General features: G+C 48.6%; 18 protein-coding genes and 3 pseudogenes. 13 read left to right on the forward strand and 8 right to left on the reverse strand.

Annotation, left to right across the window (positions count from 1 at the left end):
- Window positions 1-2: 2 nt before the first annotated feature.
- From ACFQ03_RS14345 to ACFQ03_RS14355, 3 genes are all read left to right on the forward strand, one after another.
- On the forward strand, window positions 3-2,309 hold the full coding sequence (locus tag ACFQ03_RS14345; RefSeq protein WP_144933766.1) for a thiamine pyrophosphate-dependent enzyme: 2,307 nt from the start codon (window positions 3-5) through the stop codon (window positions 2,307-2,309).
- A gap of 149 nt (window positions 2,310-2,458) precedes the next feature.
- Window positions 2,459-2,752, forward strand: coding sequence for a hypothetical protein (locus tag ACFQ03_RS14350; protein ID WP_379288957.1), 294 nt, complete (start codon window positions 2,459-2,461; stop codon window positions 2,750-2,752).
- Window positions 2,753-2,951: 199 nt separating this feature from the next.
- Window positions 2,952-3,383: a Dps family protein gene (locus tag ACFQ03_RS14355; protein ID WP_379288959.1), complete on the forward strand. Its 432-nt coding sequence runs from the start codon at window positions 2,952-2,954 to the stop codon at window positions 3,381-3,383.
- Between the two features lie 114 nt (window positions 3,384-3,497).
- Here ACFQ03_RS14355 and ACFQ03_RS14360 read toward each other — a convergent pair whose 3' ends face one another.
- Window positions 3,498-4,082, reverse strand: coding sequence for a DUF421 domain-containing protein (locus ACFQ03_RS14360; RefSeq protein ID WP_225312757.1), 585 nt, complete (start codon window positions 4,080-4,082; stop codon window positions 3,498-3,500).
- Window positions 4,083-4,318: 236 nt separating this feature from the next.
- Here ACFQ03_RS14360 and ACFQ03_RS14365 point away from each other — a divergent pair, with 236 nt between their 5' ends.
- Window positions 4,319-5,425, forward strand: a complete 1,107-nt coding sequence (locus ACFQ03_RS14365) for an AI-2E family transporter (RefSeq protein ID WP_144933769.1) — start codon at window positions 4,319-4,321, stop codon at window positions 5,423-5,425.
- A 92-nt stretch (window positions 5,426-5,517) separates the two neighbouring features.
- Here ACFQ03_RS14365 and ACFQ03_RS14370 read toward each other — a convergent pair whose 3' ends face one another.
- Window positions 5,518-6,843, reverse strand: coding sequence for a Stk1 family PASTA domain-containing Ser/Thr kinase (locus ACFQ03_RS14370; RefSeq protein ID WP_150960224.1), 1,326 nt, complete (start codon window positions 6,841-6,843; stop codon window positions 5,518-5,520).
- Window positions 6,844-7,065: 222 nt separating this feature from the next.
- On the opposite strand from ACFQ03_RS14370, the gene ACFQ03_RS14375 reads away from it, so the two are divergent.
- The 5 genes and pseudogenes from ACFQ03_RS14375 (at window position 7,066) to ACFQ03_RS14395 (ending at window position 11,329) form a co-directional block, all read left to right on the forward strand.
- Window positions 7,066-8,256 (forward strand): MFS transporter, encoded by a 1,191-nt coding sequence (locus tag ACFQ03_RS14375; protein ID WP_379288961.1) that lies wholly within the window; start codon window positions 7,066-7,068, stop codon window positions 8,254-8,256.
- A gap of 116 nt (window positions 8,257-8,372) precedes the next feature.
- The gene (locus ACFQ03_RS14380) at window positions 8,373-8,969 is read left to right on the forward strand and encodes an undecaprenyl-diphosphatase (protein ID WP_379288963.1); all 597 of its coding nucleotides are present in this window, start codon (window positions 8,373-8,375) and stop codon (window positions 8,967-8,969) included.
- A gap of 127 nt (window positions 8,970-9,096) precedes the next feature.
- A pseudogene (locus ACFQ03_RS14385) lies at window positions 9,097-9,489 on the forward strand (response regulator transcription factor); the annotation flags it as partial.
- Window positions 9,480-9,797, forward strand: a pseudogene (locus tag ACFQ03_RS14390) (ABC transporter permease); the annotation flags it as partial. The pseudogenes ACFQ03_RS14385 and ACFQ03_RS14390, both read left to right, overlap by 10 nt.
- A 347-nt stretch (window positions 9,798-10,144) precedes the next feature.
- On the forward strand, window positions 10,145-11,329 hold the full coding sequence (locus ACFQ03_RS14395; RefSeq protein WP_150960232.1) for an MFS transporter: 1,185 nt from the start codon (window positions 10,145-10,147) through the stop codon (window positions 11,327-11,329).
- A 219-nt stretch (window positions 11,330-11,548) separates the two neighbouring features.
- On the opposite strand, the gene ahpF is transcribed toward ACFQ03_RS14395, so the two are convergent.
- Window positions 11,549-13,078 (reverse strand): alkyl hydroperoxide reductase subunit F, encoded by a 1,530-nt coding sequence (gene ahpF, locus ACFQ03_RS14400; RefSeq protein ID WP_144933773.1) that lies wholly within the window; start codon window positions 13,076-13,078, stop codon window positions 11,549-11,551.
- A 13-nt stretch (window positions 13,079-13,091) separates the two neighbouring features.
- Window positions 13,092-13,655: an alkyl hydroperoxide reductase subunit C gene (ahpC, locus tag ACFQ03_RS14405; protein ID WP_144933774.1), complete on the reverse strand. Its 564-nt coding sequence runs from the start codon at window positions 13,653-13,655 to the stop codon at window positions 13,092-13,094.
- Between the two features lie 365 nt (window positions 13,656-14,020).
- On the opposite strand from ahpC, the gene ACFQ03_RS14410 reads away from it, so the two are divergent.
- Together ACFQ03_RS14410 and ACFQ03_RS14415 are read left to right on the forward strand one after the other, a co-directional pair.
- A complete protein-coding gene (locus tag ACFQ03_RS14410; RefSeq protein WP_379288974.1) occupies window positions 14,021-14,893 on the forward strand; it encodes a sugar phosphate isomerase/epimerase family protein in 873 nt (290 codons plus the stop codon).
- A 265-nt stretch (window positions 14,894-15,158) separates the two neighbouring features.
- A pseudogene (locus ACFQ03_RS14415) lies at window positions 15,159-15,248 on the forward strand (IclR family transcriptional regulator); the annotation flags it as partial.
- 17 nt (window positions 15,249-15,265) lie between these two features.
- Here ACFQ03_RS14415 and ACFQ03_RS14420 read toward each other — a convergent pair.
- The 3 genes from ACFQ03_RS14420 to ACFQ03_RS14430 are packed head-to-tail and all read right to left on the reverse strand — an operon-like array spanning window position 15,266 to window position 16,814.
- Complete coding sequence (locus ACFQ03_RS14420; protein ID WP_379288966.1) at window positions 15,266-16,087, reverse strand: DUF817 domain-containing protein; 822 nt, start codon at window positions 16,085-16,087, stop codon at window positions 15,266-15,268.
- 19 nt (window positions 16,088-16,106) lie between these two features.
- On the reverse strand, window positions 16,107-16,328 hold the full coding sequence (locus ACFQ03_RS14425; RefSeq protein ID WP_144937308.1) for a helix-turn-helix domain-containing protein: 222 nt from the start codon (window positions 16,326-16,328) through the stop codon (window positions 16,107-16,109).
- A 9-nt stretch (window positions 16,329-16,337) separates the two neighbouring features.
- Window positions 16,338-16,814 carry a DUF2975 domain-containing protein gene (locus ACFQ03_RS14430; protein ID WP_379288968.1) on the reverse strand — a complete coding sequence of 159 codons (477 nt, stop codon included), beginning with the start codon at window positions 16,812-16,814 and terminating at the stop codon, window positions 16,338-16,340.
- Window positions 16,815-17,084: 270 nt separating this feature from the next.
- Here ACFQ03_RS14430 and ACFQ03_RS14435 point away from each other — a divergent pair, with 270 nt between their 5' ends.
- On the forward strand, window positions 17,085-17,873 hold the full coding sequence (locus ACFQ03_RS14435; RefSeq protein ID WP_379288970.1) for a class I SAM-dependent methyltransferase: 789 nt from the start codon (window positions 17,085-17,087) through the stop codon (window positions 17,871-17,873).
- A 206-nt stretch (window positions 17,874-18,079) separates the two neighbouring features.
- Here the strand turns inward: ACFQ03_RS14435 and ACFQ03_RS14440 are convergent, their stop codons facing one another.
- Entirely contained in the window at window positions 18,080-18,895 is an 816-nt protein-coding gene (locus tag ACFQ03_RS14440; protein WP_379288972.1) for a DUF368 domain-containing protein, read from the reverse strand.
- Between the two features lie 169 nt (window positions 18,896-19,064).
- Between ACFQ03_RS14440 and ACFQ03_RS14445 the strand changes: the two genes are divergently transcribed.
- On the forward strand, window positions 19,065-19,604 hold the full coding sequence (locus ACFQ03_RS14445; RefSeq protein WP_379288976.1) for a GNAT family N-acetyltransferase: 540 nt from the start codon (window positions 19,065-19,067) through the stop codon (window positions 19,602-19,604).
- The last annotated feature ends 131 nt before the right edge of the window (window positions 19,605-19,735 follow it).

The raw sequence follows: 19,735 nt of genomic DNA on the forward strand, positions 1-19,735 counted from the left end.
CAATGGCTATGGATTTGAAGAAGGAATTGGGTCAGGGGAAGGTCGAGCAAAGGATTGTATACGAATCCGGAAACGAAATGGCTGCCTATGCGGCACATCAGATTAACTATCATATAATGGGTTATTTTCCGATTTCCCCTTCGACGGAGGTGGCCCAGTTTCTTGATTTGATGAAAGCAAACGGCCAGCATGATATCGTACTGATTCCGGCTGACGGAGAGCACGGGTCCGCCGGAGTCTGCTACGGGGCTTCGACGGCCGGCGGGCGGGTGTTCAACGCGACAAGCGCCAACGGTTATTTGTATATGCTGGAGCAAATGCCGGTGCAGTCGGGCACTCGCTTTCCGATGGTGATGAATCTCGTCTGCCGGTCCGTGTCGGGTCCGCTGGATATTCACGGCGATCATTCCGACTTATACTATGCCCTTAATACCGGATGGCCGATATTGATGTGCCGTGATCCGCAGGCGGTCTATGACATGAACATCATGGCGATCAAGCTTGCGGAGGATCCGGAGGTTCGGCTGCCTGTTCTGGTCGCTTTCGACGGCTACTTTACCTCTCATCAGAAGCGCAAGGTACAGACTTTCGCCCATCGCGAGGATGTTCATAAATTTATCGGGGAGGAGCCGGTACGCGGCTTTCCGGATACGCTGGATCGGCACAACCCGATTACGGTAGGTCCCTATATGAACGAGCCGGACTATATCAATAACTGCTATCAGCAATCGGTAGCCATGTATAACGCAGAGAAGGTCTATGACCGGATTCGCAAGGAGTATTATGAGCTGACCGGAAGGGATTATCCGCTGCTTGATCTGTATCGGATGGAGGATGCGGAGGTCGCGGTGTTCCTGCTTAACTCATCCGCCGAAATCATAAAGGACGTGGTCGATCAACTGCGGGCCAAGGGTGTGAAGGCCGGCTCCATCTCGCCCAACATGATTCGCCCGTTCCCGGCCAAGGCGATTGCCGAAGCGCTGCAGAACGTCAAGGCGGTGACGGTCGGGGACCGGGCCGATTCCTACGGTGGGCATGGCGGTAATATGGTGAACGAAGTGAAGGCGGCGCTGTTTACCTACGGCAATCGGAATACGCTGGTTATCAGCCGCATTTATGGTCTGGGCGGCAAAGATTTCTACGCCGAGGATGGCCACCATTTCTTTCAATTGGCTATGGATGCTGCCGCCAAAGGCAAGGTGGAGGTGCCGTTCGATTATTTCGGGCATACTCCCGGAGACCCGGCCAAAGCCCCGAAGAGGGTTCTGCAGCCGATGAAATTCGAGGAGCTGAAAACCGGTCTCATCACGGTTAAGCCGGATGAACAAAGCGGCAAGCTGACGGTCAAGATGCCGCCGCTGCGCTCATTGACCCGCAAGCCGAAGCGGATTGCCCCGGGTCACGGCGCTTGTCCGGGCTGCGGGATTTTCTCGGGTCTGGAGCTGTTTTTTAAAGGAATCGAGGGCGATATTGTAGCCCTGTTCCATACCGGATGCGCGATGGTCGTAACGACCGGTTACCCGTATTCCTCTCATAAAGCGACGTACATTCACAACCTGTTTCAGAATGGGGCCGCTACCCTTTCCGGAGTCGTGGAGATGTTCTGGGAGAGGAAGCGTAGAGGCGAGCTGAAGCATCTGAACCTGCCGGATGATTTCACGTTCGTCATGATTACCGGCGACGGCGGAATGGATATTGGCATGGGGCCGGCTATCGGGGCGGCGCTTCGCAATCATAAGATGATTATTCTGGAATACGATAACGAGGGCTATATGAATACCGGAGCTCAGTTGTCCTATTCGACCCCGATGGGCCATCGCACCTCGACCTCCAATGTAGGTTCTTTCCAGGGCGGGAAGCTGTTCCATCACAAGGATACGGCGCAAATTATGGCGGCGACTCATATTCCTTACGTGTTTACGGGCTCCGAGGCCTATCCCCAGGACCTGGTGCGCAAAGCGGCCAAGGCCCAGTGGTATGCGCAAAATGAAGGTTTGGTCTACGGCAAAATTCTGATCGCCTGTCCGCTCAACTGGCTGTCGGATGACGGAGAAGGCTCGAACATTGTCGGAGCGGCCGTCGACTCCTGCTTCTTCCCGCTATATGAAGTCGAGCGCGGAATAACGAATATTACGTACAATCCGGAGGAGAAGAAGAAGCGGATTCCGGTGGCCGATTGGCTGAAAACTATGGGCAAAACGAAGCATATGGCAAAGGAAGAATATGCGGAGGCATTGAAGGCTTTCGAAGAGGAAGTGGAGAGACGCTGGTCTATTCTGAAAGCGAAGCATGAGCATCCCGCTTTATAGGCGCATAGAAGGGCACTCATTTCTTGGATCGCGATTTTCTCAAGTATATAGTTTTTTATAGAAATCTTATAGTTGGAAGGCACTCTCTTTTGCTGTCGGGGTGCCTTTCTTTGCACTTGCATACTCAGTGGGAGGCGAGGAGGAGACGTATGCTTTATGTATGTTGGAATAGCGAAACGAACGAGATATTCAGCTGCTTACAGCTTAATAAGTACGAATTAGAGTATTACGGGGCTTGGCATACCGAGGTGGAGCGGGAGATCCATCCCGAAGAGGCAGCCGGAATGCTGGCCGGCCTTGGGTTAGAGGAAAAGGAGAATTGGCGGCTATTGAATGTGGACGAGCATGCATTGAAGCTGTTTAATGTTAAAATAAATAATAATCCGCAAGCCCGTCTTTATTTCGATGGGAAAGGACGTTCCTGGGTAGTAAAAGAGCAATAAGCCGGGATGGCCAGCGGTATGAAGATCGGCAAAAAATTAAGCAAAGCCATCTGTTATTTAGAATTATTATTATATTAGAATAATTATTGAAAATAAACTCCTTATATGTTAAGATAAATATGTAATTGATAATCGTTATCATCTGATCAGAGAAGCTCATGATTATCTATTGCAATTATCCATAAGGAGGAGTAAACAAATGAACATAACCGAACAATTAAACCGGCAGATTGCAAATTTTCAGGTGTTGAACTTCAAGCTGCATCATTATCATTGGAGAGTCAGCGGGCCTCATTTCTTTACTCTTCATGCGAAATTTGAAGAATGGTATGATCGCGCAGCAGCTTATACCGATGATTTGGCCGAGAGAGTGCTGGCTCTCCAGGGAGAACCGCCGGTAACCCTTCAGCAATGCCTGGGACTGGCATCCCTGAAGGAGGCCGCAGGTGGAGAAACTGCGGAGCAAATGGTCCGGACGCTGGCCGAGGATGTTTCCATATTGATAAGCGAACTGAAAGAGACTGCGGCTGAGGCAGATGAGGCTGGAGACCGGCCGACGGCTGATATGCTGACTGATTTCCAGACGGAGCTGGAAAAGGATGCATGGATGCTGCGGGCTTTCCTTGCGTGATTTTCAAGTCTCAATAATGTAGTAAAAAGGACCTCTAATCCCACCTGGAGTGGGAATGGGGTCCTTTTTTAGAGACAAAGCTCGCCTCCAAGATGCGCAGGTCCAGTACAACAATTACTCCAGCTCCGGTTGAACGGGAGGGCGGTGTTCATTCATTGCGACCTCGTCAAATAAATTTAATTTGGGTTCCGATCTTTCCTTAGGCCGCATCAGATTAAGACTGGCGAGGATTTGCTCCAATTCTCCAATGGTAACCGGCTTAGCCTGCCTCATCAGCTCATACCCGAGCATTCCGTTAATTTCGATCGTTCCCGTTTTGACATCGCTGAAGGAAGAGATCCCATTTTCACGCAATCTGGCTTCGAGTTGATCAACGGTGATACGCAGCTTTTTCAAATTCTGAGTCAGTATTTTTCCATCTTTAATAACGAGAGTCGATCTGCCTATAAACAGTTGTTCTATCAAGTTGAATTTCATGGCCAGATACTGCACGGCAATCAACAAGGCTACGAAAATAACCAGGGTAACGATAGTTTTCCACAGCCCGTCCTCCGCAACGGCGTGTCCGGTAACCGAAGCCATGGCCAGCAAGGTGATGATTTCGAGTCCGGTCATTTCGGCGACGGTTTTCTTCCCCATAAATCTTAAGAGGATAAAGCCGCAAAGCAAGATAACCAGTGCATTCCATATAAAAGCCACACATTACCCCCCTTTTAACACGAGTCCTCAAAATAGCTTGTCTCCATCGCTGACAATTATACCCATTTAAGCGTCATATTATTTGTTCTTGGCAGGTGAATTCAGGGGCTTCAGGGGAAGATTGCAGGAATGTGCGATTTGCTTGAAAAGCTGCCGGTAAATCAGGTATATTTTACATATCCAAGGTATGGCGGTGGAGTGAAGCCCCAGCCGAAGTAAGGGTAAGGGGGGACCTCGTGCTAAAATACAGAAGAACTATTTATTTTTTTATCGTTTTTATCATCTCTTTGCTTTTGTTCAAACTAGTCAATAACCTGGGTTCGGTAATGGAATGGTTTTCTTCCATCCTTAAGCTGATGAACCCTTTCTTCATCGCCTTTTTTATTGCTTATCTTCTAAGGCCTGTTGTTAATTTCATAGAATCCAAGCTGGCGAAGGTCCGGTTCAAAAGGCTGATCAGTATTTCGATCGTGTATGCCAGCGTCTTCGGCTTTATCATTATTTCCATTACTTATGTCTCTCCGGGAGTTATTGAGAGCGTCACCGGATTGCTGTCCAGCTTGCCGTTTTATATACAGAAAACCAATGTATGGGTCACGGAAACGGTTCTGACACACGAATGGGCGCAGAGATACAATATTGCCGAGCATGCACAGGAAATCATCAATTCACTATCGAATCAGATTAGCGATATTATTCGCCTGATTCTGAACAACATCGCTTCCGGGTTATTTATGCTAACCTCCACGTTAATCAGTTTAGTGCTTGGACTGATCATCTCTATTTATATGCTGAAGGATAAGGAGAAGCTTGCTATCGGGGCGAGGAGGCTGCTTCAGGCTCTGCTGACGGAGGATAAGGCGGACCAGGTCATTCAATCCGTCAAACGAATTGATCAAACCTTCTCCAGATATTTCGCCGGGGTGATCTTCGACTCGTTAATCGTAGGCATGATAAGCTTCTTGGGACTGTTACTGCTGCAAGCGCCTCATGCGCTTCTGGCAGCGGTCGTTATAACCATTACGAACGTCATTCCTTACTTCGGGCCTTTGGTCGGCATGATCTTTGTAACGGTCATTACTTTGTTTGTATCGCCCATGCAAGCTTTGTGGGTAGCGCTGTTTGTATTTCTGGTTCAGCAATTCGACGGTTATTATCTGGGACCCAAAATACTGGGAAGCAAGGTCGGCATCAGTCCGCTCTGGGTTATTCTGGCCATTCTGATAGGCGGCGGCACCTTCGGCGTTATCGGAATGTTCGTTGCCGTCCCGGTCTTCTCCGTCATTAAAACCGCAGTTGACGCTTTCGTAAATCGCAAGCTGGAAGCTAAACGGGAGATCTAAATGAGGCTCACACCATGAAGGAATTTCATGGTGTGAGTTTTTTTGTATCTACAGAGCTTCGATAGGAGCTTTTTGGTCGAAGCTACACCACATTAACGGTTTACCCAAAATGTAACTCTAGTCCCCTTCGGAACTTCCTCATCCGCTGCCGGTTCCTGATTAAACACGGTTCCCTGCGGATGATCGTCATTTTCGATAAAAAATTTATACTTTAGCTGTTTCGACAGCAGAAGCTGCTCCGCCTCTTGCTGTGTAAGGCCGAACAAGTCAGGCACCGCAACCTCTGCTTGCTCCGGATCGCTGCCTGTCTGGTCCGGTTGTTGATCTTCATCGGCCGGCTGATCTGAATCCGGGTTTGGCTGCTCGTTTGCCCCTTTATCCTCTTCTTTAGGCTTAGGGGTTGGTGTGACTGCCGGCTTCTCTTGCTGCTCGCCTCCGCTGTTATTCGGAGGGTTCTGATCCTTCCCTGCTGTAGAGGTAGGGGAAGGGCGAACGTGGGCATGATCAATCCCACGCGTCTTCTGGATCATGATTCCTGCAATCAGGACAAGACAAATAAAGGACAGCCCGGTTATAAAGATCACTTTCCGGGAAGTCTTGTTGCGTGTTCTGCCGGCCGGTTTTTCATCCGCCTCTTCTTCCGGCTCTTCATCGACTTCCTCAGTTAATACCGGCTCCTGCTTCTCCATCGGGCCGGCTTCTTTCGGAGGAAGGCCAGAGTGGGGAAGGGCTTCCTGCCCGATCAGAAGCTCGTGCATATTAAACAGAAATGCGGACAGCGATTCCTCACCGTTCATGGCGCGCCGGACGATAGCGAGCAGTTTCTGCAGATGGGCCGCCGGCAAATCCTTCATGCTGGTCCGAATTTGCTGCTCGAGATCGTAAATGTCGGCAGGGATTTCCGAAGAACGCGCGCACAGCTGATAAAGAAGAAAGCACAGCCCTCTGACACCCTGCCGGTTCTTGGCGTCTTCCGACCAATATTGAATAAACTTGTAGGTACCATTGTGAGACCATATATTCTCGGCCGTAACGGAAAAGAAAGCGGCATGATTCTCCTTGGCCTCCTGCAATCCCCGGCCCAGATCGAAAATAATGGCAAGGATATCCTGCGAAGTCCGGACAGTCTGATCCAATACGCTGATGAGCGGCTGCCCTTCACAGGCATGCAGGGATACAAATACATATTCTTTATCTATTCCGGCGTCAAGAATGGGGATGAACCGGTTGTCATCTATCCGTGCGGCTTCCCCGATCGATTTGAAATAGGCATCGGCCGCCGATTCCCAAGGTTTCTTCGCTATAAACAGAAGAACCTCTCGTCTAAGCGACATATCTTTAGCGCTGTATATAAATCCTTCAGTCAAGGATACCAGTTGCTTTATCAGAACATATCGGTTTCCGATAATTAACTCCATAATTTTCTGTTCCTCCTCATATCCACTCCTATCATATTATCATAGAGCGGTTGAATATGGACAGAGTCCTGTTAGAATGAAGTCCCGATTCATTAAGATTTGATGAAGCGGGAGGAATTCCGGCGGTCATCTCGGGTATACTGGGGATATCCTGCAATTTGTGTTTACAGCTTCCGCTGGTTGCTCAAGCTCAACCGGTTATGGAAAGGAGTGCTGCTAGAGATGATTGCAATCCCTAAGGCCGGACGGTCCATTCTTACCCTGGCTGTCGTTTTGTTTTGTACGGAATTTGTCCGCAGTGCCTTTTTGTTTTCTTTTCTGCCCAATTATGCCGTCCGTTCACTCGGCCATTCGGTAGCCATAGTCGGTCTGGCGGTTTCGGTTCATTATATCGCAGATACGGTCGTTAAAGGCTTGGCAGGTTATTTGCTGGACCGCTTTCCGCTTCGCTGGCTGCTGCCGGCCACTTTTGTCATAATGCTGTCCGGATTTTTAATCTTTTTCTATAGCACGCATGTATGGCTCTTGATTGCCGGTTCGGCCTTGCTCGGAATCGGCGCTTCTCCCGTCTGGCTGATTTGCCTCGGCCAAGTCAAAGAGAATCAGCGGGCGGAACAGATGGGGACCATCTACACTATATGGATGGCAAGTCTCGGTCTCGGGCCGATCCTTGTCAATTTTACACTGGACCAAGGATATGCAGCATCCTTCTTTCTGTTTATCCTTCTGCTTGCGGCCGGTTTTGTCTGTTCGCTATGGACGATGAAGAGGAACAGGGCTCCAATGGAGAGGGCGGACGTTTCCTTACACCAACTATGGAGCCGTCTGGCCAGACTGAAATGGCTGCTCCCGGGAATGATCCTGCAGATGATGGCCGCAGGTCTGCTTCTGCCGATTCTGCCCAGCTTCGTATCTGAGCATCTGGGAATGAGCCAGGCGGAATATTCGTTCATGCTGCTGCTGGGAGGAGCGGGGGCCATCCTGTTCCTGATTCCGATGGGCAAGCTGGCTGACCGGTGGGGGCATAAGAGGATGCTGGGAATCGGCTTTCTCTCGCTAACGGTCATCTTGTACCTGGTGGTTGGCTCCCGGTCTGTCTATCTGACCATGCTGCTGGCGTTATTGCTAGGTCTGGCCTATTCGGCGGTCCTTCCGGCCTGGAATGCGGTTCTCTCTTATGCCGTGCCCAAAGAGCAGAAGGGCATGGGCTGGGGCATTCTCTCCGGCATTGAAGGGATCGGCATTATGATCGGCCCGGCCATAGGCGGATGGGTCGCCAGCCGGTATGCGGGGACGACAACGGTAATGCTCAGTGCCGGAATGTTAATGATCATCGCTATCTTTTATTTGCTGCTGCCCGAGAGCAAGCTGATTTCTTCACATGAAAACAAACAAAACAAGAATAAGAACTGACTGTCCCCTAGCAAATTCCTTCTTTTAAGAAATGATTAAGAATTTGTTAAGTTGCAATTAATACCTCCTTTTTATACTGAACTAGTCTAGCTTTAAAAAAAAGGAGGAGCTGCAGCATGATTTCCCAATTTCATTCGGATGTTTTTCGCTGGATTAATGACTTGGGCAAGCAGTATTCGGTTCTTAATCCCGCCGTCGTTTTCTTGGCCGAATACATGGTGTATATTCTGGCGGTAAGCATGATGATCTACTGGATTACTCGCTCGGTACAAAATAGAATGATGGTTCTTCAAGGGGGCATCTCCTTCATCATTGCTGAAATTCTGGGGAAAACGGCTGGTCTGATCTATTACCATAATCAACCGTTCGCCGTGCTGCCCGAAGTGAACCAGCTTATCGAACACGAAATCGATAATTCCTTTCCGAGCGATCACACGATTTTGTTTTTCTCGATTTGCATGTCCTATTGGCTATTTCGCAAGAAGTCGGGCTGGTTGTGGCTCGTGCTTGCCTGCTGTGTGGCCGTTTCCCGCGTATGGGTTGGTGTACATTACCCGGTTGATATCGCTGTAGGTGCATGTTTAGGCATCCTTTCGGCTGTATTTGTTTATTGGATTGAGTCCAAGTCGGCTTTGTTGGCGAAATGTCTTGGATGGTACGTGCAAATAGAGCAGCGTATCCTGCCTTCGAGAAGCAAATCGAAAGACGCATAGGATTACCTTCGGGCAGGCTGACGTTCTGGTGGAAATATTGCCGATGGCCCAATCTTAAACTCGCAGCCGAACCTGGTGTATACTTGGGAGGACAGAAATCCAATTTCGGTAAGGAACGGGTGAGAGTATGAAAGCCATTCGGGTGCTTGTAGCCGATGATGAGAAGGAAATTAGAGATTTGGTGAGAAAATATTTGGAAAGAGAACGGTATTGCGTACATACGGCAGCCGATGGGGAGGAAACCCTTCGCCTGTTTGAGCAATATTCATATAATCTTATCCTGTTGGACCTGATGATGCCGAAGATGGATGGCATCGAGGTATGCAGAAGACTGCGGAACCAAACGAATATCCCCATTATTATGCTCACAGCCAAGGATCAAGAGGCGGAAAAGGTGTTAGGCTTGGGCATGGGGGCGGATGATTATATTACGAAACCGTTCAGTATCCATGAACTGATAGCCCGGGTGAAAGCCCAATTGCGGCGCTTCCTGATCCTGGGCAGCGAGAGTTACTCCAATCGCTGAAACAATATACGCTTGGAGCCGGCCTGCTGTTTCTCCTGTCTACTCCAACGATGTTTGTTACCTTTCTGTTCAAAAATTATGTGCCTACGATTATTTTTACATCGGTAATTACTATGATCAACGTGGCGCTGGCGGATAAAAAATACAGCGCTCTGTTTCCCTGGTCGGCTGCACATGTGATAGGGGACCATGCATTTTTTCCCGAGTATCCGCCGTCCTATTCGTATTTGGCGATTATAATTACCTCCATAGCCGGATTCACCGCCACCGTCCTTTACTTCCGCAAGGCCGACATTCATTGAGGCGCAGCGCAGCAATTCTCCGGAGCGTACAGTCGATTCAATGGAACAGCGATTGAATCTGCATAGGGAAGGGCAGGGAAGGAACGAAGAAGCCCTATAACGCAGGAACTCTTCATATAAAGCGAGGAGTGTTTGCAACCTTTAACCTAATTAGTGGGCCTAGTCCGCTGTTAGGTTATTTTTAATTTGATAAGGTATATTTGTGGATGGGCTGGCGTTGGCTGCTTCTTTATTTTGGAAGGCAATGAGTAGTTTCTGATTATTAAGACTTTGTAAACATGTCTTGTATCCCGGCTGGACTTCTTCTATAATTTGAATCTGTATGACATCAAGAAGGGACACTCACAATGAAAAAATATCCTATAGCTATCTGGATGTTATCTCTGGGTGCTTTTGCCATCGGGATGACGGAATTTGTTATTATGGGCTTACTGCCCAATGTCGCCGGGGATCTCAACGTATCCATCAGCCAAGCGGGACAATTAATAACCGGCTACGCACTTGGCGTTGCCATTGGCGGCCCGATCATCGTTATATTGACGTATAAGTTAAACCGAAAGAATCTGCTCCTTCTGTTAATGATTATTTTTATTGTTGGAAATTTGTTCAGCGCCTTGAGCGCAAGCTACAGTTTGCTTATGACGAGCCGTGTCATTACGGCGTTGGCGCATGGTTCTTTCTTCGGCATCGGGTCGATTCTTGCAGCGAGCATGGTCAAACCGCAATATAGAGCAAGCGCCATGGCTCTGATGTTTACCGGGCTTACATTGAGCAATATTATCGGTGTTCCATTCGGTACTCTTATAGGTCAAAACTTTGGATGGAAGATGACGTTTGTCATCATCAGTATTATAGGATTGTTTACACTGCTGGGCATTGTCAAATTCGTGCCGCAAGCGGATGAGACCAATCGGGTGCCGTTATCTGCAGAGCTTAAAGTGCTGACGGATAGAAAACTATGGTTGACCCTGATGGTAACTTTGTTTGGTTTTAGCAGTGTCTTTGCATACTTTACGTATATTTCGAAGATTTTGACAGATGTTTCACATATTGAAGCCAAGTGGATTTCATTGATCTTGATTATATTCGGGATCGGCGTTACTCTGGGGAATATCATTGGGGGCAAGCTGGCCGACCGGGATTTAAATACAGCGTTGCGCGTAATATTTATCGTCTTCACGCTCTATTTCGGATTGCTCTATTTTATACAACAGCACAGCTTGGTCATGGTTGCAGGTGTTTTCGTATTTGGCCTGATCGGTTTTAGTATGAGCCCTTCACTTCAGTATAAAAGCACGCTGGTGTCCAAAGATGCGCCCATCCTGGCCAGTACGTTGAATCAATCGGCATTTAACATCGGCAACGCCCTTGGCGCTTTCATCGGCGGATTGGTAGTGACGCATTTGAGCCTGTCGATGCTGGCTATTGTAGCGCCGTTCCTAACGTTGATGGGATTGGTATTCCTGATCGTCGAGCAAAGTGCTGCGAGAAAAGCCGATTCCGCGTCCAAACCCGGCTTGACGGCGGTCTGACCGTAATAAGACTTAATGAACTTAAAGATTCTTATGTCGTAAAAAATGCCCCTATGAGGCTCGGTAATGTACCGGGTTCGAATAGGGGCATTGTATTGATTCCCGGGCAAGCAATCCGAGACAAGGGACAAGAGGGCTGTAACCAGGAAAAAAAGAAAGCCGCCATGCTGCCTGATAGGCAGTTAAGGCGACTTCCTGAATGTTAATAAGTTAGTTCGATTAATTCCGGATGAGATAATCGAATGCGCCCAAGGCCGCATTAGCGCCGGAGCCCATCGAAATAATGATCTGCTTGTAGGGACTGTCGGTACAGTCGCCGGCAGCAAATACTCCAGGAACGTTAGTGGCACCATGGCGATCGACAACGATCTCCCCGAAGCGAGTGCGTTCAACGGTATCTCCCAGCCAATCGGTATTGGGGACAAGGCCAATCTGAACAAATACGCCTTGCAGCTCAATATGCTGTTCAGCTCCCGTATCCCGTTCGATGTAGGTAATGCCGTTTACTTTATCGTCTCCGGTGATTTCCTTGGTTTGAACGTTCTTCAGGACGGTTACGTTAGGCAGGCTGTACAGACGGTCTTGCAGTACGGCATCCGCCTTCAGCTCTGGCATGAACTCAAGAACCGTAACGTGCTTCACAATGCCGGCAAGATCGATAGCGGCCTCAATACCGGAGTTTCCTCCGCCGATGACCGCAACGTGCTTGCCGGTGAACAAAGGACCGTCACAGTGAGGGCAGTAGGCCACGCCTTTGTTCTTGTACTCGGCCTCGCCGGGTACGCCGACATTGCGCCACCGGGCGCCTGTCGAAATGATAACGGTCTTGCTCTTTAAGACAGCGCCGTTTTCAAGTTCAACCTCGATAAAGTCTCTCTTCTGCAAACTCTTGGCACGCTGAGTCTTCATGATGTCAATGTTATACTCTTTCACATGCTCTTCAATCGTTGCCGCGAGCTTGGGACCTTCGGTATATTTAACGCCGATGAAGTTCTCAATGCCTAAAGTATCCAGGACCTGACCGCCGAAGCGTTCAGCTACAATACCGGTACGAATGCCTTTGCGCGCCGCATAGATGGCTGCGCTGGCACCGGCAGGTCCGCCTCCGACCACAAGCACATCGAAGGGAGCTTTATTCTCAAATTCCGATGCGTCCGGAGCGTTCCCCAGCTTGGCGAGAATTTCCTCCAGCGTCATGCGGCCGCTGCTAAAAAATTCTCCATTGAGGAGGACCGTCGGCACGGCCATAATATTTTTGCTTTCTGCCTCTTCCTTGAAGGCCGCTCCATCAATCATGGTATGCGTGATGCCGGGATTGAGGATGCTCATCAAGTTCAATGCCTGTACAACGTCAGGACAGTTTTGGCAAGTCAAGCTGATGTAGGATTCAAAGTGATATTCGCCGGGAATGTTTTTGATTTGATCAATTATGTTTTGATCCACCTTGGGAGCTCTTCCGCTGACCTGCAGCAAAGCTAACACGAGGGAAGTAAACTCATGTCCCAAAGGAATTCCGGCAAACGTCACGCCAGTGTCTTCGCCCACACGATTTACACTAAAACTAGGTGTTCTAGGCAATCGAGCTTTCTCCACCGTAATTTTGGATGACATGCCGGCGATTTCATCGACCAAAGCCAGCATGTCATTGGATACGGCATCGGACTCCGCGCTGACCTTTAGCACTACATCGCCTTCCATAAGTTGAAGATATTGTGCTAATTGTGCTTTTATATCCGCGTCCAGTGCCATAATTTATCGCTCCTTAAATCTTTCCTACGAGATCAAGACTAGGCTTAAGTGTAGCAGATCCTTCCTGCCATTTCGCCGGGCAAACCTCTCCCGGATTGTTGCGGACGTATTGCGCAGCTTTAATCTTGTTGATCAAAGTGCTTGCATCACGGCCGATGCCGCCGGCGTTAATTTCTACCGCTTGAATGACGCCGTCCGGGTCAATGATAAACGTTCCGCGATCAGCAAGTCCATCTTCTTCATTCAGCACTTCGAAGTTGCGGGAAATCGTGTGCGAAGGATCCCCGATCATAACGTAAGTAATTTTTCCGATAGTTTCCGAGCTATCGTGCCATGCCTTATGTGTGAAATGGGTATCCGTCGATACGGAGTACACTTCAACGCCGAGCTGCTTCAGCGTTTCGTATTGATTCTGCAGATCCTCCAGCTCGGTCGGGCAAACGAACGTAAAGTCCGCCGGGTAGAAGCATACGATACTCCACTTGCCTTTGAAGTCGGCGTCTGTAACTTCGATGAACTGACCATTGTGGTATGCTTGAGCTTTAAAAGGTAGTACTTCTTTTCCAATAAGAGACATGATTAATATTTCCTCCTTCAATTGTTTGTAATAATTATAATTTGATATTAATTATCTTCAGTGCATTTGTCAAGTTCGAGCAGAAAATGAAACCAAAAAGGACCCGCTAATCAAGCCTCAAAAAACTGAACAATGAAGAGTGCGCAGCGGTGAAGGGGAAGGAAAAACATTAATGAAGGAACGGAATCCTACTTCCAATTAGACTTGTCTTTCCTTCTTGCAGGGCACCGTCAGAAAATGAAAAATAGACGGATTTTCAAGGTAGTGAATGAAGCATGGGCCGATAGCATATTGTTGGAATATGGGATATTATGGACAAGAGGGATGAATGCGCTTTCTTTAAATAGGAGAGGAGGCTGGATATGATGAAGGTCGGTCTTAGCAGCTATAGTTTATTGAAAGCTTTGAAATCGGGGGAAATGACGATCCTGGATGCCATCCAATGGATCGCCGACAACGGCGGAGAGCATATGGAGATGGTTCCTTACGGATATACCGTCGAGGACAACCATGACTTGGCGGATGCGATTCGCGAGAAGGCGGAAGCGGTCGGCATCGAGCTGTCTAATTACTCCATGCCTGCGAACTTCGTTCAAGAAACGGAGGAAGCCTTCGAGGCAGAGGTGGCCCGCGTCAAGAGACATGTCGATGTCGTGCATCGGATGGGAGTTAAGCATATGCGTCATGATGTAACGGCTTTTACCCTGCCGAAGGAGCAGATGACGATCGCCTGGTTTGAGGAAAGCTTGCCGCTTATGGTGAAAGGCAGCCGGATCATTGCCGATTACGCCGCACAATTCGGGATCACGACTACGATCGAAAACCATGGCTTCTGCGTACAGGCGAGCGACCGGGTTCAACGTGTTCTGCATGCGGTAGACCGTCCGAACTTCAAGACGACGCTGGATGTCGGAAACTTCCTGTGTGTCGACGAAAATCCAATTATCGGAGTGATGAACAATCTGCCCTATGCCTCTCTCATTCACTTCAAGGATTTCTATTTTCGGCCTTTCGATGAGTACCCGGGTGAGGGGGCCTGGTTCCGAACGGCTTACGGCAACTATTTAAGAGGAGCGATCTTGGGACAGGGGGATATGCCGATCCGCAAAATCGTCAAGCTGATCAAGGATTTCGGATACGACGGATATATTACAGTAGAATTTGAAGGCATGGAGGAATGCAAGCTGGCCTCCAAAATATCGATGGACAATTTGCGGCGCTTCTGGGAAGAGGCATAAGGCGTCCTGTCAGAGTAATTCTGAAATCGCTCCATTTGGTGAAAAAGTGGCGACATGCTTAATTCTAGAGCGATTATGCAGGTCTTTTCTCGAAAAAACGGCGACATGCCTAATTCTAGAACCATAATACAGGTCTTTGGAGCGATTTTTGCGAAATCGCTCCATTTTGCCAAAAAGACCTGCACATTTGCGCGTCTTTCGCTCTTTTGTTGTAAAAAGGCGGGATTCTAATGTACTTTCGCTCGTATTTGGGCATCCTTGTCCGAGGATTCGCATCCAAACGATGCAGAGCAATGAGGCGATCCGCAGATTGGCCCGGGCGGGCGTAAGAATGCCTTTGTATGTCGGCGCCTCCAGATTTGGGACGATCCCTTATTTGCTCCGATTCGCTTTCACGTGCTTCAACTGTGCCACGATAATGACGCTGATGATGACAAGGAGAAACCACGAGCTGATTTTGCCAAAGCCTACGAGCTGCCATGTTTCTTGTTGGTTCGGATATTTCCATGCCCCGAAGTAGGTTGCGATGTTTTCTGCCAGCCAGATGAAAAAGCCGACGAGCAGGAAGGCTGCCGTAAGCGGCATCCGGTAAGTCGTAGTGCGAACGGTGTACCAAATCCATGTTTTCCAAAAAACAACAGGCACGAGCGCCATGAGGAGCCAGCGAAAATCGGGAATGAAATGATGGGTGAAGAAGTTCGCATAAATCGCCGCGCCAAGCACGACGGCAGGCACCATTCCCGGCCAGCCGGACATATCCATCTTGAGCCGCCTCCATACTTGACACATGTAGCTCGCCACACTGGCGTACATAAAACCGCTATATAGCGGAACACCGAGCCATTTCGTATACCCCGGTTCGGGATAGGACCAGGAGCCCATATGAACTTTATACAGCTCCAACATCAGGCCGATGATATGGAATACGCAAATAACCTTGATTTCATCGAGTGTCTCCAAGCGGCTGCGATACATCAAGTATTGTACGATAATCAGCACGAGTAAAATGAGATCATATCTATGGATGAACGGTACATCAATCCATTTGGAGACGGCCAACGTTCCGAAAATCGCCACCGGGAATATGCAGCTCATCGCCTGCTGATAACCGAAATGAAGCAACTGCAGGAAGGACTGGGCATAGGTTCGGCGCTGAGTCTTTGCTCCTGCGCCCTTCGATTGTTCTGTTTGCATTAGCGCCTCCTATGAATTGTTAGATGTCTTCAGGAGCATCCTTGGAATACTCCAGGATATCCCCGGGCTGACAATCCAGCACTTCGCATATTTTTTCTAAAGTGGAAAAGCGAACCGCCTTCGCCTTTCCATTTTTCAGTATGGAAAGGTTTGCCATAGTGATCCCTACCTTTTCTGAAAGCTCGGTGACGCTCATTTTTCTTTTTGCCAGCATGACATCGATATGGATAAGAATGGCCATATGTACACCTCAGACGGTCAAATCGTTTTCCGATTTGATTTCTAATGCATTTGTTAACAGTTCCTGGAGAACGGCTGCGAAGACGGCTACAGCAGAAGTAGCAAAGATAACGATGGCTCCAATGATTGCAATGGAATAATGGAAGGCGATCTGGAATCTAAGGAGCGCAAAACCGACGGCATACAATAGAATTATCGCAACGGCGCAATATTTAATAGATTTCAATGAAGCTATGGCATGTTCAGAGAACGCATTATTGTTTTCAATGTAATGCAACAGTTTTAAAGCTTGGTACAGTGCAAAATAAAACGGTATGGCCGAAATATACACACCTGCGGGCACAGGATATCTCAAATAGGCATAATCGGGATTCATCTCTGCTGTGCTTCTAGCCAAACCCGGCAACCAAAAAATAAACAGTACAAGAGCAACCATACCAATAACGACAACAGCGATTTTCAGGAAAATGGTTTTTCCTCGTATCATCTCATGGAGCACCTCACCCTCCGTTAATGGCAGTAGAATATCATTTTATTTATCGAATATCAATATATTTTTAGCTATACACGATAAATATTTATTATTTTTCAGGTGATGTCGGCCTGTTGCTAATGGCTGGCGTATCTCTTGAAAAGGGGCGTGCCTTCAATTAAGTATGCTCCTCTTGCCGACCATAAAATTTATTTATACAAGTGAAAGAAATAATCCGTTTTACTTTTTATGGATAAAGTTGTAAGTTGGGTTTGAGGTGATCCGATGTCAAATCAAGTGAACTTTGGCCGAGTGTCTAAAGAGTATTCCAAGTATCGGGATGAGCTGCCGGAGGTCATCTTCGAGCAGTTTAGGCGCAGAAATATCGAATTCTCCGGTAAGGCCGTGGCGGATTTGGGTGCGGGGAGCGGCATTTTCTGCAGGGCATTGGCCCGGCAAGGGGCATCGGTCACAGGGATCGAGCCGGAAATAAGCTTAATTAGTGCGGCGAAAGCCCAGGATGAGGCGGAAGGCCATTCGATCCATTATATTCATTCAGTCGCCGAGAGCATAGACTTGCCCGATCGCAGCCTGGATGCTGTAACGGCTCTTAGGGCCTGGCACTGGTTCGACCGCCGATCGGTTCTAAAGGAAGTGAGGCGGCTGCTCAAAAGGAACGGCCTGTTGATCGTTATCAACTCAGTCTTTGTTCCGCAATTGTCGGATGTGGCGCAGCAAACGTTCAGGATTGTCAAACAATTCGGGGTTGAAATTAAGCCGGCCGGAGCTATGGGGGAGGTTAAGGAAAGAAGAAACGATTTTCCCGTGAACTGGTTCCGGGAATGGGAGGAAAGCGGCCTGAAGCTGATGGCTGAATGGCAGTACGATTACGATCTCAGCTTTACGGTGGAGGAATGGTGCGGCAAGATGAGAACCCTCTCTTGGATGACTAATGTGGAGGATGAGCGAAAGGAGAGGATCATTGCCCGGATCGAAGGGGAATTGTCCCCATTACCCGAGCCCCTGTCCATCCCGCATCAATATTCTGTCGCGGTTATGATAATGCCTTCTTGACCGACCGATAAAAAAAGCTCCTAACGGAGCCATCTCGAAGATGAATAACCCGGTATTAGAGGAAGCTTTTTATGCCAATAGGAATCTATATTTACATCGTATTAACGCTGTAAAAGATTCCTTATGTGGTAAAAAAAGCTCCTCCCGGGAGCCGCAAAATGCTGTCCCGGGAGGAGTGATGGCCTTTATTTTGTCCCAGATTCATGCTAAGCACGGGTCTTGGAGCCGAACAGCAGGGCAACGACCAGACCTGCCACCAATGTGATGGCGCTAATTCCCAAAGTCGCCATATCGGAGGTGAAGCCCGGGAAGACGACGACGATAGATCCGAGAATCAGGCCGATTATGACGGCATAAGTCATGTGAGGAAACTCTGACAGCAGATAGCGGATGCCCTTGCTGCTGACGATAAAACCGACAATCACGCCGGATCCGATAATGGCAATGAGCGGCAGATTAAGCTCGGACAGGGCATGAATGGCCGTGGAATAAACTCCGAGAACGAGCAGGATAAAGGAGCCGCTTATCCCCGGAAGCAGCATGGCCATACTGGCAAGCCAGCCGGAGAAGAACAAGCCTGCAACCGTGAGCAGCGTTAAGTTCGTGATCGGCTCTGCGGATTTATCCGTTTGAATGAATGCCATAGAAGCGAGCAGGGCCGCAGCAAGAATGAGAACGATCATGTGCGGCAACTTAAAATGGCGCTTGGCTTCCGATTGCCTGAAGATAAAGGGCAGGACGCCGATGATCAGACCGATAAAAAAGAACTGCGTTGGCTGGTAGTGATGCTCCAGTAAATATTTGATCAGACGGCTGAGAAGCAGGAGGGCCGTTCCCATTCCTGCTGCCAGCGGTATCAGAAACCCGATGTGGCGTTTCCAATCGCGGCTGAAAAATCCGCTGATCGCTTCCAACAGACGGTCATAAATACCAAGCACGACGGCAATGGTACCACCGCTGACTCCCGGGATCAAATCGCTGATGCCCATTAGCAGCCCACGGTAAATGTTCTTCCATTCCATAGTCTCTTTCCTCTCTTTATCCGAATATGAGCCTTGCTTGATTTCTATTTCTTTATAGGGTTGTCCGACTTCGATCCTCAATTACTATACCATAATCTGCTTGGGAAGCGCACCCATCCATTAGTAGCATTCTTAGCTCGCCGTACTATAAAAGGAGGAGTGAAAGTTGATCTATTATCGATACGGGGACCTTGCGGTAAGGGCACTGGAAGAAAGCGACGCCGAGCTTCTGGTGCATTGGCTGAGTGATCCTCGCGTGTTGGAGTTCTATGAAGGGCGGGACAGGCCTTTAACCATGGAAACGGTCAAGGAGCAATTTTACGACCGATCGATAGAGATCGATCCATGTATAGTTCAATATCAAGGCAAGGATATCGGGTATATTCAATTCTACCCGATTGGCGATGAAGAGAAAGAAGAGTACGGCTATAGCGATTTTGCCGAAAACATATACGGGATGGATCAGTTTATCGGCGAGCCGGATTATTGGAACCGCGGAATAGGGACCGAGCTGGTGCGATCGATGGTCGACTATTTGATCCGTGAGAAGCGGGCGGGCAAAATCGTAATGGACCCGCAAACCTGGAATGCCCGGGCCCTTAAAGTGTATGAGAAATGCGGGTTTGTCAAGGTCAAGCTGCTGCCGAAGCACGAATGGCATGAAGGCGAGTACAGAGACTGCTGGCTGATGGAATACCGGAATAATTAAATAAGGCGGGACGCGCCGGAGAGGCAAAGACAGTAGATCAGAGCTTATTTTGTTCTATTGTCTTTTTTTTCTACGACTGACCAATTAACATACAATACTTATTTTCTGTTTCCTTGAGGTACTTTGCAGGA

It is taken from the genome of Paenibacillus residui, assembly GCF_042677205.1.
Classification (GTDB): Bacteria; Bacillota; Bacilli; order Paenibacillales; family NBRC-103111; genus Paenibacillus_L; species Paenibacillus_L residui.